General features: G+C 61.4%; 14 protein-coding genes. 5 read left to right on the forward strand and 9 right to left on the reverse strand.

Annotated features, from left to right (window positions below):
- The 7 genes from ACIOUG_RS19035 to bioB form a co-directional block, all read right to left on the reverse strand.
- The coding region (locus tag ACIOUG_RS19035) for a phenylacyl-CoA dehydrogenase (protein ID WP_401067699.1) at positions 1–1,302 on the reverse strand (1,302 nt) is incomplete at its 3' end.
- A 276-nt stretch (positions 1,303–1,578) separates the two neighbouring features.
- Entirely contained in the window at positions 1,579–1,875 is a 297-nt protein-coding gene (locus ACIOUG_RS19040; protein WP_003228898.1) for a hypothetical protein, read from the reverse strand.
- A gap of 109 nt (positions 1,876–1,984) precedes the next feature.
- Positions 1,985–2,665 (reverse strand): dethiobiotin synthase, encoded by a 681-nt coding sequence (bioD, locus tag ACIOUG_RS19045; protein WP_401067702.1) that lies wholly within the window; start codon positions 2,663–2,665, stop codon positions 1,985–1,987.
- Positions 2,662–3,474, reverse strand: a complete 813-nt coding sequence (gene bioC, locus ACIOUG_RS19050; RefSeq protein WP_401067705.1) for a malonyl-ACP O-methyltransferase BioC — start codon at positions 3,472–3,474, stop codon at positions 2,662–2,664. Before bioC ends, bioD begins: the two co-directional genes overlap by 4 nt.
- Positions 3,467–4,198, reverse strand: coding sequence for an alpha/beta fold hydrolase (locus tag ACIOUG_RS19055; protein ID WP_401067707.1), 732 nt, complete (start codon positions 4,196–4,198; stop codon positions 3,467–3,469). Before ACIOUG_RS19055 ends, bioC begins: the two co-directional genes overlap by 8 nt.
- A complete protein-coding gene (gene bioF / locus ACIOUG_RS19060) occupies positions 4,191–5,369 on the reverse strand; it encodes an 8-amino-7-oxononanoate synthase (RefSeq protein WP_401067710.1) in 1,179 nt (392 codons plus the stop codon). The genes ACIOUG_RS19055 and bioF overlap by 8 nt, the downstream gene beginning before the upstream one ends.
- Before the next feature lie 158 nt (positions 5,370–5,527).
- The gene (bioB, locus tag ACIOUG_RS19065) at positions 5,528–6,583 is read right to left on the reverse strand and encodes a biotin synthase BioB (protein ID WP_401067712.1); all 1,056 of its coding nucleotides are present in this window, start codon (positions 6,581–6,583) and stop codon (positions 5,528–5,530) included.
- Positions 6,584–6,674: 91 nt separating this feature from the next.
- Between bioB and ACIOUG_RS19070 the strand changes: the two genes are divergently transcribed.
- The 5 genes from ACIOUG_RS19070 to rarD all read left to right on the forward strand — a co-directional run bounded on the left by ACIOUG_RS19070 (position 6,675) and on the right by rarD (position 12,601).
- Entirely contained in the window at positions 6,675–7,409 is a 735-nt protein-coding gene (locus ACIOUG_RS19070; protein ID WP_401067715.1) for a ComF family protein, read from the forward strand.
- Between the two features lie 188 nt (positions 7,410–7,597).
- Positions 7,598–8,362, forward strand: coding sequence for a TOBE domain-containing protein (locus tag ACIOUG_RS19075; protein WP_401067717.1), 765 nt, complete (start codon positions 7,598–7,600; stop codon positions 8,360–8,362).
- A 72-nt stretch (positions 8,363–8,434) separates the two neighbouring features.
- Positions 8,435–10,336 carry a PhoX family protein gene (locus tag ACIOUG_RS19080; protein ID WP_401067720.1) on the forward strand — a complete coding sequence of 634 codons (1,902 nt, stop codon included), beginning with the start codon at positions 8,435–8,437 and terminating at the stop codon, positions 10,334–10,336.
- Between the two features lie 209 nt (positions 10,337–10,545).
- Entirely contained in the window at positions 10,546–11,520 is a 975-nt protein-coding gene (locus ACIOUG_RS19085; RefSeq protein ID WP_401067722.1) for a serine/threonine protein kinase, read from the forward strand.
- Positions 11,521–11,713: 193 nt separating this feature from the next.
- On the forward strand, positions 11,714–12,601 hold the full coding sequence (rarD, locus tag ACIOUG_RS19090; RefSeq protein WP_401067724.1) for an EamA family transporter RarD: 888 nt from the start codon (positions 11,714–11,716) through the stop codon (positions 12,599–12,601).
- 223 nt (positions 12,602–12,824) lie between these two features.
- On the opposite strand, the gene ACIOUG_RS19095 is transcribed toward rarD, so the two are convergent.
- Both ACIOUG_RS19095 and ACIOUG_RS19100 read right to left on the reverse strand, forming a co-directional pair.
- Complete coding sequence (locus tag ACIOUG_RS19095; RefSeq protein ID WP_095137448.1) at positions 12,825–13,343, reverse strand: glycine cleavage system protein R; 519 nt, start codon at positions 13,341–13,343, stop codon at positions 12,825–12,827.
- A 207-nt stretch (positions 13,344–13,550) separates the two neighbouring features.
- Positions 13,551–13,993, reverse strand: a 443-nt coding sequence (locus ACIOUG_RS19100) for a hypothetical protein (protein ID WP_401067726.1), incomplete at its 5' end; no start/stop codon positions are given.

Below are 13,993 nucleotides of genomic sequence, written 5' to 3' on the forward strand. Positions count from 1 at the left end.
GCTGTCGCGAACGTTCTGCTCCATGCCCCACTCGGCGATGAAGCCGTGGCCGCCGTAGATCTGCACGCCGTGGTTGGCGGATTCGAAACCGACTTCGGTCATGAACGCTTTGGCGATCGGCGTCATGAACGCCAGCAGTGCGTCGGCCTTCTTCTTCTCTTCTTCGTCGACGCCGTATTTGACGATGTCGACCTGTTTGGCGGTGAAGTACACCATCGCGCGGTTGCCTTCGGCGAAAGCCTTCATGGTCAGCAGCATGCGACGTACGTCAGGGTGCACGATGATCGGGTCAGCGGCTTTGTCCGGCGCTTTCGGGCCAGTCAGGGAGCGCATTTGCAGACGATCGCGAGCGTATTTCAGGCCACCCTGGAAGCCGATTTCGGCGTGGGCCAGACCTTGCAGTGCGGTACCCAGACGTGCGGTGTTCATGAAGGTGAACATGCAGTTCAGGCCTTTGTTCGCCGGGCCGATCAGGAAACCGGTAGCGCCGTCGAAGTTCATCACGCAAGTGGCGTTGCCGTGAATGCCCATCTTGTGTTCCAGCGAACCGCAGCTCACGGCGTTGCGCGCACCGAGGGTGCCATCGGCGTTCGGCAGGAATTTTGGAACGATGAACAGGGAAATGCCTTTGGTGCCAGCCGGAGCGTCCGGCAGGCGGGCCAGTACGATGTGGACGATGTTGTCGGCCATGTCGTGTTCACCGGCCGAGATGAAGATCTTGGTGCCGGAAACTTTGTAGGAACCGTCGGCCTGAGGCTCGGCCTTGGTGCGCAGCATGCCCAGGTCGGTGCCGCAGTGCGGTTCGGTCAGGCACATGGTGCCCGTCCACTCGCCGGACACCAGTTTGGTCAAATAGGCTTCTTGCTGCTCAGGGGTGCCGTGCTCGGAGATGGTGTTCATCGCGCCGTGCGACAGGCCCGGGTACATGCCCCACGACCAGTTGGCTTCACCGACCATCTCGCTCACGGCCAGACCCAGCGACTCCGGCAGGCCTTGCCCGCCGTGTTCGACATCGTGGGCCAGGCTTGGCCAGCCGCCTTCGACGAATTGCTTGTAGGCCTCTTTGAAACCAGTCGGGGTTTTCACCCCGGATTCGCTCCAGGTGCAGCCTTCGAGGTCGCCCACGCGGTTCAGCGGTGCCAGTACCTGCTCACAAAACTTGGCGCCTTCTTCGAGAATGGCGTCAACCATGTCCGGCGTTGCTTCGGAGCAAGCTGGAAGGCTCTGATAGTGCGCTTCGTAGCCGAGCAGTTCGTCACGAACGAAGCGAATATCACGCAAGGGGGCCTTGTAGTCAGGCATAGCGATAAACCTCTGCTGATGTAACCGGGAATGAACGACCGTGTTGATTTGTTGTGACGGTCAAACAGTTGTTTGAAACATACGTTTACGCCGAAACCTTGTCAAGCGTCGATCTTTTGCCGTTCGTCATCACTTTTTTCAAATGCCGGACACAGCAAACCGCCATGGCCTGCGAAGCGCCACGGGCAATGAAAAAAGATTAGTTGAGGGAGAAGGACTTACAACGAAAAACGCCGCGATAGAGCGCGGCGTTCAGCAGGCGAGAGACGCGAAAAATCAGGCAAACGTATCGATGATCGTACCGAGCATTTCATCGGATGCCTTGGCGACTTTAGTACCCAGCTCAACCTGAAACTTGCCTTGAGCCATCTCGGCCATGGCACTGCCCGGATCCATTTGCTGGCTGCGGTCGATGCCGCGCAGACGATCGACCTGCGCTTCGGAAGACTGACTGGTGACCGAACGCTCGATGGTGTTGTTGGCGATCTGGCTAGCGGCCTGATCGACACGGTTCTGCCCGGTCTGAATGGTGCTCAAACCCGCATAAAAAGCTGTGTTACCGGAGATTTCCATGGGAGTTCTCATCCTTGGGAAGGATCAATGGTTGCCATTGAAGCAGAGGCGCCAGAAAAACACCCGTCAAAAATACTGATGGCACAGTGCCTTGTCATAGCCAAAAACATTAATCCAGCAGATCGAGTTGCAAGTGGGCAGCCACCGCTTCGGCATTGAGCGCTTTGAGTTTCGGCACGCGCCCCAGACACGGCGCCGGAAGCCGCTCGGCCAGCGTCGCCAGATTCTCCTCCAGACGCGACGTCTTCGGATCAATGATATTCGCCACCCAACCCGCCAGTTGCAGACCATCGCGGGCAATCGCCTCGGCCGTCAGCAAGGCATGGCTGATGCAGCCCAGCCGTACGCCCACCACCAGAATCACCGGCAGTTTCAGCGCGATGGCCAGATCCGACAGATTGTCCTGATCGGCCAACGGCACCCGCCAGCCACCCGCCCCTTCGATCAAGGTGAAATCGGCATTCAGCGCCAGGATTTCGCGCATCGGCGCCAGCAGCGATTGCACGGTCAGCGCGACACCGGCCTCGCGCGCCGCCAGATGCGGCGCGATGGCCGGCTCGAACGCCACCGGATTGACCTGTTGATAAGTCAGCGGCACCGAACACTCGGCCAGCAGCGCCAGCGCATCGGCGTTGCGCAAGCCCTTGGGCGTTACTTCGCAACCGGAAGCCACCGGTTTCCCCGCCGCCGTAGTCAGCCCCGCCGAGCGCGCAGCATGCAGTAACCCGGCAGCCACGGTGGTCTTGCCGACATCGGTGTCAGTCCCGGTGATGAAATAGGCTGCGCTCATAAGGGTTTCTCCAACACGGCGTAGACCACCTGGTAAGTCGCCGGCAATCCCTGTGCCTGACGGAATTGCTCATAAGCCTCGACCAGGCCGAGAATCCGCGCGCGCCCGGTCAAGCCACCCGGCCGCCCGGGGTTCAGATTGTGCGCGCCGAGTGCTTTGAGTTCGTGGGTCAGGCTGCGCACATCCGGGTAGTGCAGCACATGCGCCTGATTCTGCAGACTCACCGTACGCAAGCCGCTGGCGGCACACAACTGCTCATACCGGGCGAACTCACGGAAGCGGTTGACGTGCACCAGGCCATCGACCTGCCGCCAGCTGTTGCGCAATTCGTACAACGTCCCGACACAAAGACTAGCAAACGCAAAAATTCCGCCGGGTCTCAGCACGCGAAAGGCTTCGCTGAGCACCGATTCGAAGTCCGCACACCACTGCACCGCAAGGCTGGAGAAAATCAGCTCGCAGGTGGAATCCTGCAACGGCAGACGCTCCGCATCACCAGCGATGAAATGCTGCGCGCCGCCCAATGGCCGTGCGTGATTGAGCATGCCCTCGGCGATATCCAGTGCCAGACCATGACCCTCGACAAATCGCTCGGCCAATGCGCGAGTGAAATACCCGGTGCCGCAGCCCAGATCCAGCCAGCGTGCCGGCACAAAACCCCCAGGCAAGCGCGCGAGCAACTGCGAACCAACATCACGCTGCAACTCGGCAACACTGTCGTAACTGGCCGCTGCACGGGAGAAAGACGCCGCGACCTGGCGCTTGTCGGGCAAGCCGCCGGGCAGCGCAACAAGAGACAAATCAGTCATCACCGCACTCGTGTAGAAAAGCCTGGATCGCACCCGCCACGCCATGGGGGTCTTCCAGAAGAAATGCATGACTGGCCTGTTCGATCAGACCAATTTCGATATCCGGCAACAGCGCGAACAACGCCCCCGCCGCTTCCGCCGGCACCAGGCCGTCCTGCCCGGCGAACAGGTGCAACTGCGGGCCGCGAAAGGCCTGCAACGCTTCACGGGTATCCAGTTGTGCGAGCAACTCCAGCCCGGCCATCAAGGTCTCCGGTGCCGCATTCGGCGCACCACCGAGCATCAGCCGCGACAAGCCGCGCGGGTCTTGCGCGCCCTGAGCACACAACAGCGAGAACCGTTTGAGGGTCATCCGCGGGTCGGACTGGCAGCCGGCGAGAAACGCATCGAACGTCTCGCCGGGCATCGCGCTCGGCCATTGCTCATGAGCGACAAACGAAGGATTGCTCGCCAGTGTCAGCAGGCCGCAGCAATGTTCTCCACGCCGCGCCGCCAACTCGCCGGCAAGCATGCCGCCAAGCGACCAACCGCCCAGCCACACGTTTTGAGGAATACGTTCATCGAGTTCGTCGAGCCAGTCCTGCAAGTCGCTGGAATCAAGTTCCGGCAACGGCTCGATCTCGACACGCAAATGTTCGTCGAGCCCCTGCAATGCCGCAGCCAGAGGTTCCAGCGGCGAAATACCGAGGCCCCAGCCGGGCAGCAGAATCAGGCGATCACGCATGGCTTGGCTCCGGCGGCAGTTGGGCAAAGCAATCGGCCAGTCCTTCTAACAATAGCTGCACCTGCGCCTCGCTGTGGGCAGCGGTCAGGGTCACGCGCAGGCGTGCACTTCCTGCCGGGACGGTAGGCGGACGGATCGCCGTGACCATCAAGCCGCGTTCGCGCAGCATCCGCGACAGGCGCACGGCGCGACCGGCATCGCCGATCAGGATTGGCTGGATCGGGGTGAAGCTGTCCATCAGTTGCAGACCGATCTGCTCGGCCCCTCGACGAAATTGGCGGATCAGCAGATTAAGGTGCTCACGCCGCCAATGCTCGCTGCGCAGTAATTCCAGACTTTTCAGCGTCGCGCAGGCCAGTGCTGGCGGCTGGCTGGTGGTGTAGATGTACGGCCGGGCGAACTGGATCAGGCTTTCGATCAGCTCTTCACTGCCGGCGACGAAAGCACCCGCCGTGCCGAACGCCTTGCCGAGGGTACCGACCAGCACCGGCACATCGTCCTGGCTCAAGCCGAAATGCTCGACGATCCCGCCGCCATTGGCGCCAAGCGGGCCGAAGCCATGGGCATCGTCGACCATCAGCCACGCGCCTTTGGCCTTGGCCTCACGCGCCAGCGCCGGCAGATCGGCGAGATCGCCGTCCATGCTGAACACGCCGTCGGTGACCACCAGCGTATTGCCGGTGGCTTTCTCCAGCCGCTTGGCGAGGCTGTCGGCGTCGTTGTGCAGATAACGATTGAAACGCGCGCCGGACAACAGACCGGCATCCAGCAACGACGCGTGGTTGAGCCGGTCTTCCAGCACCGTATCGCCCTGCCCGACCAGCGCCGTGACCGCACCGAGGTTGGCCATGTAGCCGGTAGTGAACAGCAGCGCGCGCGGCCGCCCAGTGAGATCGGCGAGAGCTTCTTCCAGGGCGTGATGCGGGCCGCTGTGACCGATCACCAGATGCGAAGCGCCGCCGCCCACGCCCCAGCGCTCGGCACCGGCGCGCCAGGCTTCGATCACTTGCGGGTGATTGGCCAGGCCAAGGTAGTCATTGTTGCAGAACGCCAGCAACGGCTGGCCGTCGACCACCACCTCAGGCCCCTGCGGGGACTCGAGCAGCGGGCGCTGGCGATAGAGGTTTTCGGCACGGCGGGCAGCAAGGCGTGCGGCGAGATCGAAAGACATGCAGGCCTCGACTTTCAAGTGACACAGATTCCCTGTGGGAGCGGGCTTGCTTGCGAAGGCGGTCTGACATTCAACGGTAATGTCGACTGCTGACGCTTTCGCGAGCAAGCCCGCTCCCACAGGGGTTTTGCATTCCTTCAGAGAAATCCGCGCAGGTTTCAGACCGCCGCGTTATAGAACTGCTCGCTGCTCTTCTGCTCCACCAGCGCTTGCTCGATGGCAGCCTGATGCACTTCATCGGAATGCTCTTCGCGCGCTTCCGGCTGAATGCCCAGACGGGCGAACAGTTGCATGTCCTTGTCGGCCTGCGGGTTGGCGGTGGTCAGCAGTTTGTCGCCGTAGAAAATCGAGTTGGCACCGGCAAGGAACGCCAACGCCTGCATCTGCTCGTTCATCGCTTCGCGGCCGGCGGACAGGCGTACGTGGGATTGCGGCATGAGGATGCGCGCGACAGCGAGCATGCGGATGAAGTCGAACGGGTCGATGTCTTCGGCGTTTTCCAGCGGTGTGCCGGCAACTTTCACCAGCATGTTGATCGGCACCGACTCCGGATGCTCCGGCAGGTTGGCCAGCTGGATCAGCAGGTTGGCGCGGTCGTCCAGCGACTCGCCCATGCCGAGAATGCCGCCGGAGCAGATCTTCATCCCCGACTCACGCACGTACGCCAGCGTCTGCAGGCGCTCGCTGTAAGTGCGGGTGGTGATGATGCTGCCGTAAAACTCGGGCGAGGTGTCGAGGTTGTGGTTGTAGTAATCAAGGCCAGCCTTGGCCAACGCCTCGGTCTGCTCCTGATCGAGGCGACCGAGGGTCATGCAGGTTTCCAGGCCCATGGCTTTCACGCCTTCGACCATTTTCAGCACATACGGCATGTCTTTGGCCGACGGGTGCTTCCACGCAGCGCCCATGCAGAAACGGGTCGAGCCGATGGCTTTGGCGCGGGCAGCCTCTTCGAGGACCTTCTGCACTTCCATCAGCTTTTCTTTTTCCAGGCCGGTGTTGTAGTGACCGGACTGCGGGCAGTACTTGCAGTCTTCCGGGCAGGCGCCGGTCTTGATCGACAGCAGCGTGGAAACCTGCACGCGGTTGGCGTTGAAATGTGCGCGGTGCACCGTCTGCGCCTGGAACAGCAAGTCGTTGAATGGCTGTACGAAGAGCGCTTTGACTTCGGCTAAAGACCAGTCGTGACGCAGGGTGGCAGAGGTGCTGGCGCTCATGGGCAGTTCCTTGGTTATGCTTGGCTGGCGGCTGCGGGAACGGAATACCCACAGGCGCGACACGGATGTTCGGCATATTTAAGGAAGAGTCATGCGCTGTCAACCACGACACGAACAACAGGTTTACATCTGTTTAAAAAGCGTACAGACCTGCTTGCTGTGCGATGAACCCGCAGAAGCAGAATTGCCAATCTGCGTCGCTTGCGAAACCGATCTGCCCTGGCTCGGCGACCACTGCCAGACCTGCGCCCTGCCGTTGCCCGCCGCTGGCATGACCTGCGGCGGGTGCCTGCTAGAGCCGCCGGCGTTCGAACAGGTGGTTGTGCCATGGCGCTATGAGTTCCCGGTGGACAGTTTGATTACGCGCTTTAAACACAACGCGAAATGGCCGCTTGGTCACCTGCTCGCCGACGTTGCCGGACAATACCTGCAACATTGCTTCGACGAAGGTTTGCCGCGACCCGAGGTGTTGCTGCCGGTGCCACTGGCGGGTAAACGACTGCGGCAGCGCGGGTTCAATCAGGCGGCGATGCTCGGGCGATGGTTGAGTCAACAGCTCGATCTGCCTTTTGAGGAACATGCTCTGCGGCGGATCCACGACACCAGCGCTCAACAGGATCTCGACGCCAAGGCGCGCAAGCGTAACTTGCGTAACGCCTTCGCTCTGGCACCGGACGCAGAGGTGAAAGGCCGGCACTTCGCATTGGTCGATGATGTGCTGACCACCGGCGCCACGGCCCAGGCACTGGCGCGACTGCTGCGGGATGCGGGGGCCAAGCGGGTCGACGTGTATTGCCTGGCGCGCACACCAAAGCCGGGGACTTGAGAATCAGCACAATCCCATTGTGGGAGCGGGCTTGCTCGCGAAGGGGCCAGACATTCAGCATCTATGGCGACTGACACACCGCCTTCGCGAGCAAGCCCGCTCCCACCGGGGGTCAGCGTGTGGCTTGACTCTTGTGGTGCAAGCCGCCAACTTCACTTCCCACCGCCACTGTGAAAAAGCACCCATCCATGTCCCTGCCCACCCTGCTCTCCCAGCACATCGTCCGCCGTCCGCAGCGCATCGCCCTGCTGCAGCACATTGCCGAACAAGGCTCGATCACCCGCGCCGCGAAAAGCGCCGGGCTGAGTTACAAAGCCGCTTGGGATGCAATCGACGAGTTGAACAACCTGGCGCAAAAACCGCTGGTGGAACGCGCGGTCGGCGGCAAGGGCGGCGGTGGCGCCAAGCTGTCCAGCGAAGGCGAACGGGTGTTGCGTCTTTATCAAAAGCTGCAAGCCTTGCAGGCGCAGGTGCTGGAAGCTGCTGAAGACGCCAGCGATCTGGATTTGCTCGGGCGTCTGATGCTGCGCACCAGCGCGCGCAATCAACTGCACGGAAAAGTCGTCGCCATCGAAGGTCAGGGCCGCAATGACCTGATTCGCCTCGAACTGGCCGAAGGCCTGTGGATCAACGCGCAGATCACCCACGACAGCACCGTGCACCTGGAGCTGCAACCGGGCACCGAAGTGGTGGCACTGATCAAGGCCGGCTGGCTTGAATTGCTGGCCATGGATCAAGTTGCAACATCTGGACACAATCTTCTGCAGGGCACCATTGAAGCCATTCTCGATGCCGAGGACGGCCCCAGCGAAGTGCGCATCACCCTGCCCAACGGCCAGACGCTCTGCGCCCTGGCTGAGCCGCTGCAGCTTCGGACCCGCAAGCTGAGTGTCGGGCAAGCGGTGCAGGTGCAGTTCTCGCCGTCCAATGTGCTGATCGGCACGCCGCTGTAACGGGACTTTCTGCAACAAAAACTTCATCGCCTCCCATTAAGGTTGCTGCCAAAACCAAGCAGGGAGCCTGATGTGAGCCTATTAGAAGAAAACCAATCGACTGATCTGGAAAAGATGGTCGGCCTCAGCCGGCGCGGCTTCATCAGCGCCGGTGCGCTGTGCGGCGCCGCCATGTTCCTCGGCGGCAACCTGCTGAGCCGCAGTGCGCTGGCCACCGGCATCAGCGCCGGCAACAGCCGCCTGCTCGGTTTCGAGAGCATTCCCGCCGCGACCACCGACGTCATCAGCCTGCCCAAGGGCTACAAGTCTTCGGTGCTGATCAGTTGGGGTCAGCCATTGCACAAGAACGGCCCGGCATTCGACCCGAGCGGCAATGGCACCGCCGCCGCCCAGGAAGTGCAGTTCGGCGACAACAACGACGGCATGAGCCTGTTCGAATTCCCCGACGACCGAAACCGTGCGTTGATGGCAATCAACAACGAATACACCAACTACCGCTACCTCTACCCGCACGGCGGCATGCCGCAATCGGCCGAAGACGTGCGCAAGGCACTGGCCTGCGAAGGTGTGTCGGTGATCGAAGTGCAGCGCAAGAACGGCCAATGGCAGTTCGTCCAGGGCTCGCGCTACAACCGTCGCATCCACGGCAACTCGCCGCTGCGCATCAGTGGCCCGGCAGCCGGTCACGAGTTGATGAAGACTGCCGCCGACAAGCACGGCAAGAAAGTCCTCGGCACCTTCCAGAACTGCGCCAACGGCAAGACGCCGTGGGGCACCTACCTGACCTGCGAAGAAAACTTCACCGATTGCTTCGGCAGCAGCAACGCCCAGCAGCAGTTCGACCCGGCGCAAAAGCGCTACGGCGTGTCGGCCGCCAGCCGCGAAATCAACTGGCACCCGTTCGACCCGCGCTTCGACATGGCCAAGAACCCCAACGAACTCAACCGTCACGGCTGGGTGGTCGAGATCGATCCGTTCGATCCGCAATCGACCCCGGTCAAGCGTACGGCGCTGGGTCGCTTCAAGCATGAAAACGCCGCCCTCGCGGAGACCGATGACGGGCGCGCCGTGGTGTACATGGGCGACGACGAACGCGGCGAGTTCATCTACAAATTCGTCAGCCGCGACCGCATCAACCATCGCAACCCGAAAGCCAACCGCGACATTCTCGACCACGGCACGCTGTACGTGGCCAAGTTCGACGCCGGTGACGGCAACCCGGATCACCCGAAAGGCCAGGGCCAGTGGATCGAACTGACCCATGGCAAGAACGGCATCGACGCCAGCAGCGGTTTCGCCGATCAGGCCGAAGTGCTGATCCACGCCCGCCTCGCCGCCAGTGTGGTCGGCGCCACGCGCATGGACCGCCCGGAGTGGATCGTGGTCAGCCCGAAGGACGGCCAGGTTTATTGCACCCTGACCAACAACGCCAAACGCGGCGAAGACGGGCAACCGGTGGGCGGGCCGAACCCGCGCGAGAAGAACGTCTACGGGCAGATCCTGCGCTGGCGCACCGACCGCGACGATCATGCGGCGAAAACCTTCGCCTGGGACCTGTTCGTGGTTGCCGGCAACCCGGGCGTGCACGCCGGTACGCCGAAGGGCGGGTCGAAAAACATCACCCCGCAGAACATGTTCAACAGCCCGGACGGTTTGGGCTTCGACAAGGCCGGGCGCTTGTGGATTCTCACCGACGGTGATTCGAGCAACGCCGGTGACTTCGCCGGGATGGGCAACAACCAGATGCTCTGCGCCGATCCCAAGACTGGCGAGATTCGCCGCTTCATGGTCGGGCCGATTGGCTGTGAAGTGACCGGGATCAGCTTCTCGCCGGATCAGAAGACCCTGTTTGTCGGGATTCAGCACCCGGGCGAGAACGGCGGTTCGACCTTCCCCGAGCATCTGCCGAATGGCAAGCCGCGGTCTTCGGTGATGGCGATTACTCGTGAGGATGGTGGAATCGTCGGCGCCTGATAAACCGCTTTCGCGAGCAAGCCCGCTCCCACATTGGATCGGCTGAGTGCATGAGATGGTCGGCATACCGGAGATCCACTGTGGGAGGGGGCTTGCTCCCGAAGAGGCCCTTCCAGGCAGCCCACTATTCAAGGCAAAACCCTCAACCTCCACAGTCTGCGCTACCATGCTGGGCCGGACGCGGCAGCCTGCTGCGCGCAGGAGTCAGCATGGCCCACCCGTTTGAAACGCTCACCCCCGACCTTGTACTCGATGCCGTCGAAAGCATCGGGTTTCTCAGTGATGCGCGCATTCTCGCGCTCAACAGCTATGAGAACCGCGTCTATCAGGTCGGCATCGAAGACTCCGAACCGCTGATCGCCAAGTTCTACCGTCCGCAGCGCTGGACCAACGAAGCCATCCTCGAAGAACACCAGTTCACCTTCGAACTGGCCGACGTCGAGATTCCCGTGGTGGCGCCGCTGATCCACAACGGCCAGACCCTGCACGAACACGCCGGTTTCCGTTTCACCCTGTTCCCTCGTCGTGGCGGGCGTGCGCCGGAGCCGGGCAATCTTGATCAGTTGTATCGCCTCGGCCAGTTGCTCGGGCGCATTCATGCCGTCGGTGCAACCAAGCCGTTCGAACACCGTGAAGCACTTGCCGTGCAGAACTTCGGTCACGCCTCGCTGGCGACGTTGCTTGAAGGCAACTTCATTCCCAAGAGCCTGTTGCCGGCCTACGAGTCCGTGGCCCGCGACCTGCTCAAGCGGGTCGAAGACGTCTACGCCGCCACGCCGCACCAGAACATCCGCATGCACGGCGACTGCCATCCCGGCAACATGATGTGCCGCGACGAGATGTTCCACATCGTCGACCTCGACGACTGTCGCATGGGTCCGGCGGTGCAGGACATCTGGATGATGCTGGCGGGCGACCGTCAGGATTGCCTCGGCCAACTCTCGGAGCTGATGGACGGCTACAACGAATTCCACGACTTCGATCCGCGCGAACTGGCGCTGATCGAACCGCTGCGCGCCCTGCGCCTGATGCACTACAGCGCCTGGCTGGCACGACGCTGGGACGACCCGGCGTTCCCGCACAGCTTTCCGTGGTTTGGTACGGAGCGGTATTGGGGCGATCAGGTGTTGGCGCTACGCGAACAGCTGTCGGCGCTGAATGAAGAGCCACTGAAACTCTTCTGATTCACCACAAACCTTTGTGGGAGGGGGCTTGCTCCCGAAGGCGGTGTGTCAGGCAATTATTCTGCTGCTGATACACCGCATTCGCGAGCAAGCCCGCTCCCACATTTGGCCAGTATTCACAAATTCAAAACTCATTTGCCAACAAATCTCCTTACAATCCCTGCTTTGTCAGCTGCCTAAGCAAGGATTCTGCATGCAAGCCGCCAACCCGCGTCGCGGGTACATTCTGGGCCTGAGTGCCTACATCATCTGGGGCCTGTTCCCGATCTACTTCAAAGCCATCGCCGAAGTCCCCGCAGTCGAGATCATCATTCACCGCGTGCTGTGGTCGGCGCTGTTCGGCGCCTTGCTGCTGATGGTGTGGAAGCATCCCGGCTGGTTGCGCGAGCTGCTGGACAACCCCAAGCGCCTGGCGATTCTGGCCCTGAGCGGCACCCTGATCGCGGCCAACTGGCTGACCTACGTGTGGTCGGTGAACAACGGGCGCATGCTCGAAGCGAGCCTCGGTTACTACATCAACCCGCTGGTCAACGTGCTGCTGGGGATGCTGCTGCTCGGCGAACGCCTGCGACGCATGCAGTGGATCGCGGTGGGGCTGGCGGCCGTCGGTGTGGCGCAGCAGGTGTGGCAGGTCGGCAGTCTGCCGTGGGTCTCGCTGGTGCTGGCGCTGACGTTCGGCTTCTACGGCTTGATCCGCAAACAGGCGCCGGTCAAGGCCTTGCCGGGGCTGGTGGTGGAAACCTGGATGCTGGTGCCGATCGCCGTGGCGTGGCTGCTGTTCAATCAGACCGCGACCAGCGCACAACCGGAGTTCTGGACCACTTCCCAAGCCTGGTGGCTGGTAGCCGCCGGCCCGGTGACGCTGGTGCCGCTGGTGTGCTTCAACGCCGCTACCCGGCACCTGCCTTACACCACCATCGGTTTCCTGCAATACCTGGCGCCAACACTGGTGCTGCTGCAGGCGGTGCTGCTGTTTGGTGAGCATTTGTCGTCGAGCACGCTGATCGCGTTCATCTTCATCTGGGCTGGTCTGGCCGTTTACAGCGTCGATGCAGTGATCAGTCTGCGTCGGCGCAGCTGATCAAAAAATGCACAAAGCTTTGCAGGCCACGGTTCTCGTGGCCTGCAACATTCCTTCCCAAGGTTATCCACAGCGTGATCCCCGCCGTTTGTGCGCAAGTCACTGAATGCTGGCGGTTTTTTGATCAGTTCGCTGCAAGCCACGGCCAGCGTGGCGTTGCGCCCGGTCTCTACAGGTTATCCACAGGCAGGTGCACGTTAAAACTGGATAACCCCAGCGGCGCTTAAAGGTCTGTGCGTAACACCAGTTCAACCATCAGATCATCGGCCAGGGTTTCCAGGCGCGATTGCAGCACGTCCAGCGACAGGGTCAGTGGCACCGCGAGAATCGCTTCGGCGTGGAACAGCGGCTCGCTGCTCATCGGCGCCGGGCGTACTTCAGTCACCAGCCGTTCGAGATTCACCCCCTGTTCGCTGAGCAAACGGGTGATGTCGCGCACGATGCCCGGACGGTCATTGCCCACCAGTTCCATGGCGATCGGTTTCCAGGTGCAGGACTGCTCGATACCGCTCTCGGCGATCAGCACGCGAATGCCCTGTGCCGACAGTGCTTGTAGGGAATCGACTAATTCGTCGTAAGCCTCCGCCGGTACGCCCACCCGCAGAATCCCGGCGAACTGCCCGGCCATCCGTGACATGCGGCTTTCCAGCCAGTTGCCACCGTGCTCGGCGATGCATTGGGCGATGCGCTCGACCTGCCCGGGCTTGTCCGGGGCAAATACGGTGAGTACGAGATGGTCCATGGCGCCGCCCTCTTGTCATGACTTTTGTTATAGAAAGGCAAGTATAGGCAAGCACCGACATTCAGCCGCCAGGCTCAAGTGAACAACACCTGTGGCGAGGGAGCTTGCTCCCGCTGGCGACCGCAGGACGCCCTCTTCAGTCAGTAATATCTTTTGCGGATGCTTCGCACCCGAGCGGGAGCAAGCTCCCTCGCCACAAATACAGGCTCATCGAAGCTGAATGGGAGCTGCACAGGATTTATGTGTACAACTTTTTATATTTAGCTGGAACAATCCGATGGTTTTTTGAGAACATCCCGTTCCGCGACGTGACCGCAATGCGTCATGAGGTCGCAGAACGACGTAATTAGTCTGATTTTCACAAGCGCAACGCATCATGTAGTATGCCGCAGCGCGCACTACATAACGCTGGATCGATGTCTGCCCAAGGCACGTTCGCAACCTTGAAAGCCCCGTCAGCAAGGCCCCCAAGCCGTTGATTGGTCCCAGCCCAGCCGCCAGCAATGGCATGTACTGGTCGGAAGGTTTGTGGTTTAAATGGCCAGAGGCTTCATTGTTAAATTGAAGAGCTGAAAAGCGAAATAGCTGAGCAGAGTGAGGCAAGCAATGACTGAACACGTTCAAGTCGGTGGCCTGCAGGTCGCCAAAGT

This window comes from Pseudomonas sp. NPDC087803, assembly GCF_044742995.1.
Taxonomy (GTDB): domain Bacteria; phylum Pseudomonadota; class Gammaproteobacteria; order Pseudomonadales; family Pseudomonadaceae; genus Aquipseudomonas.

Excerpts from the sequence above, each read along its gene's own strand:
- ACIOUG_RS19040 (WP_003228898.1), bottom strand. The coding sequence starts at position 1,875 with ATGGAAATCTCCGGTAACACAGCTTTTTATGCGGGTTTGAGCACCATT.
- bioD (WP_401067702.1), bottom strand. The coding sequence starts at position 2,665 with ATGAGCGCAGCCTATTTCATCACCGGGACTGACACCGATGTCGGCAAG.
- bioC (WP_401067705.1), bottom strand. The coding sequence starts at position 3,474 with ATGACTGATTTGTCTCTTGTTGCGCTGCCCGGCGGCTTGCCCGACAAG.
- ACIOUG_RS19055 (WP_401067707.1), bottom strand. The coding sequence starts at position 4,198 with ATGCGTGATCGCCTGATTCTGCTGCCCGGCTGGGGCCTCGGTATTTCG.
- bioF (WP_401067710.1), bottom strand. The coding sequence starts at position 5,369 with ATGTCTTTCGATCTCGCCGCACGCCTTGCTGCCCGCCGTGCCGAAAAC.
- bioB (WP_401067712.1), bottom strand. The coding sequence starts at position 6,583 with ATGAGCGCCAGCACCTCTGCCACCCTGCGTCACGACTGGTCTTTAGCC.
- ACIOUG_RS19070 (WP_401067715.1), top strand. The coding sequence starts at position 6,675 with ATGCGCTGTCAACCACGACACGAACAACAGGTTTACATCTGTTTAAAA.
- ACIOUG_RS19075 (WP_401067717.1), top strand. The coding sequence starts at position 7,598 with ATGTCCCTGCCCACCCTGCTCTCCCAGCACATCGTCCGCCGTCCGCAG.
- ACIOUG_RS19085 (WP_401067722.1), top strand. The coding sequence starts at position 10,546 with ATGGCCCACCCGTTTGAAACGCTCACCCCCGACCTTGTACTCGATGCC.
- rarD (WP_401067724.1), top strand. The coding sequence starts at position 11,714 with ATGCAAGCCGCCAACCCGCGTCGCGGGTACATTCTGGGCCTGAGTGCC.
- ACIOUG_RS19095 (WP_095137448.1), bottom strand. The coding sequence starts at position 13,343 with ATGGACCATCTCGTACTCACCGTATTTGCCCCGGACAAGCCCGGGCAG.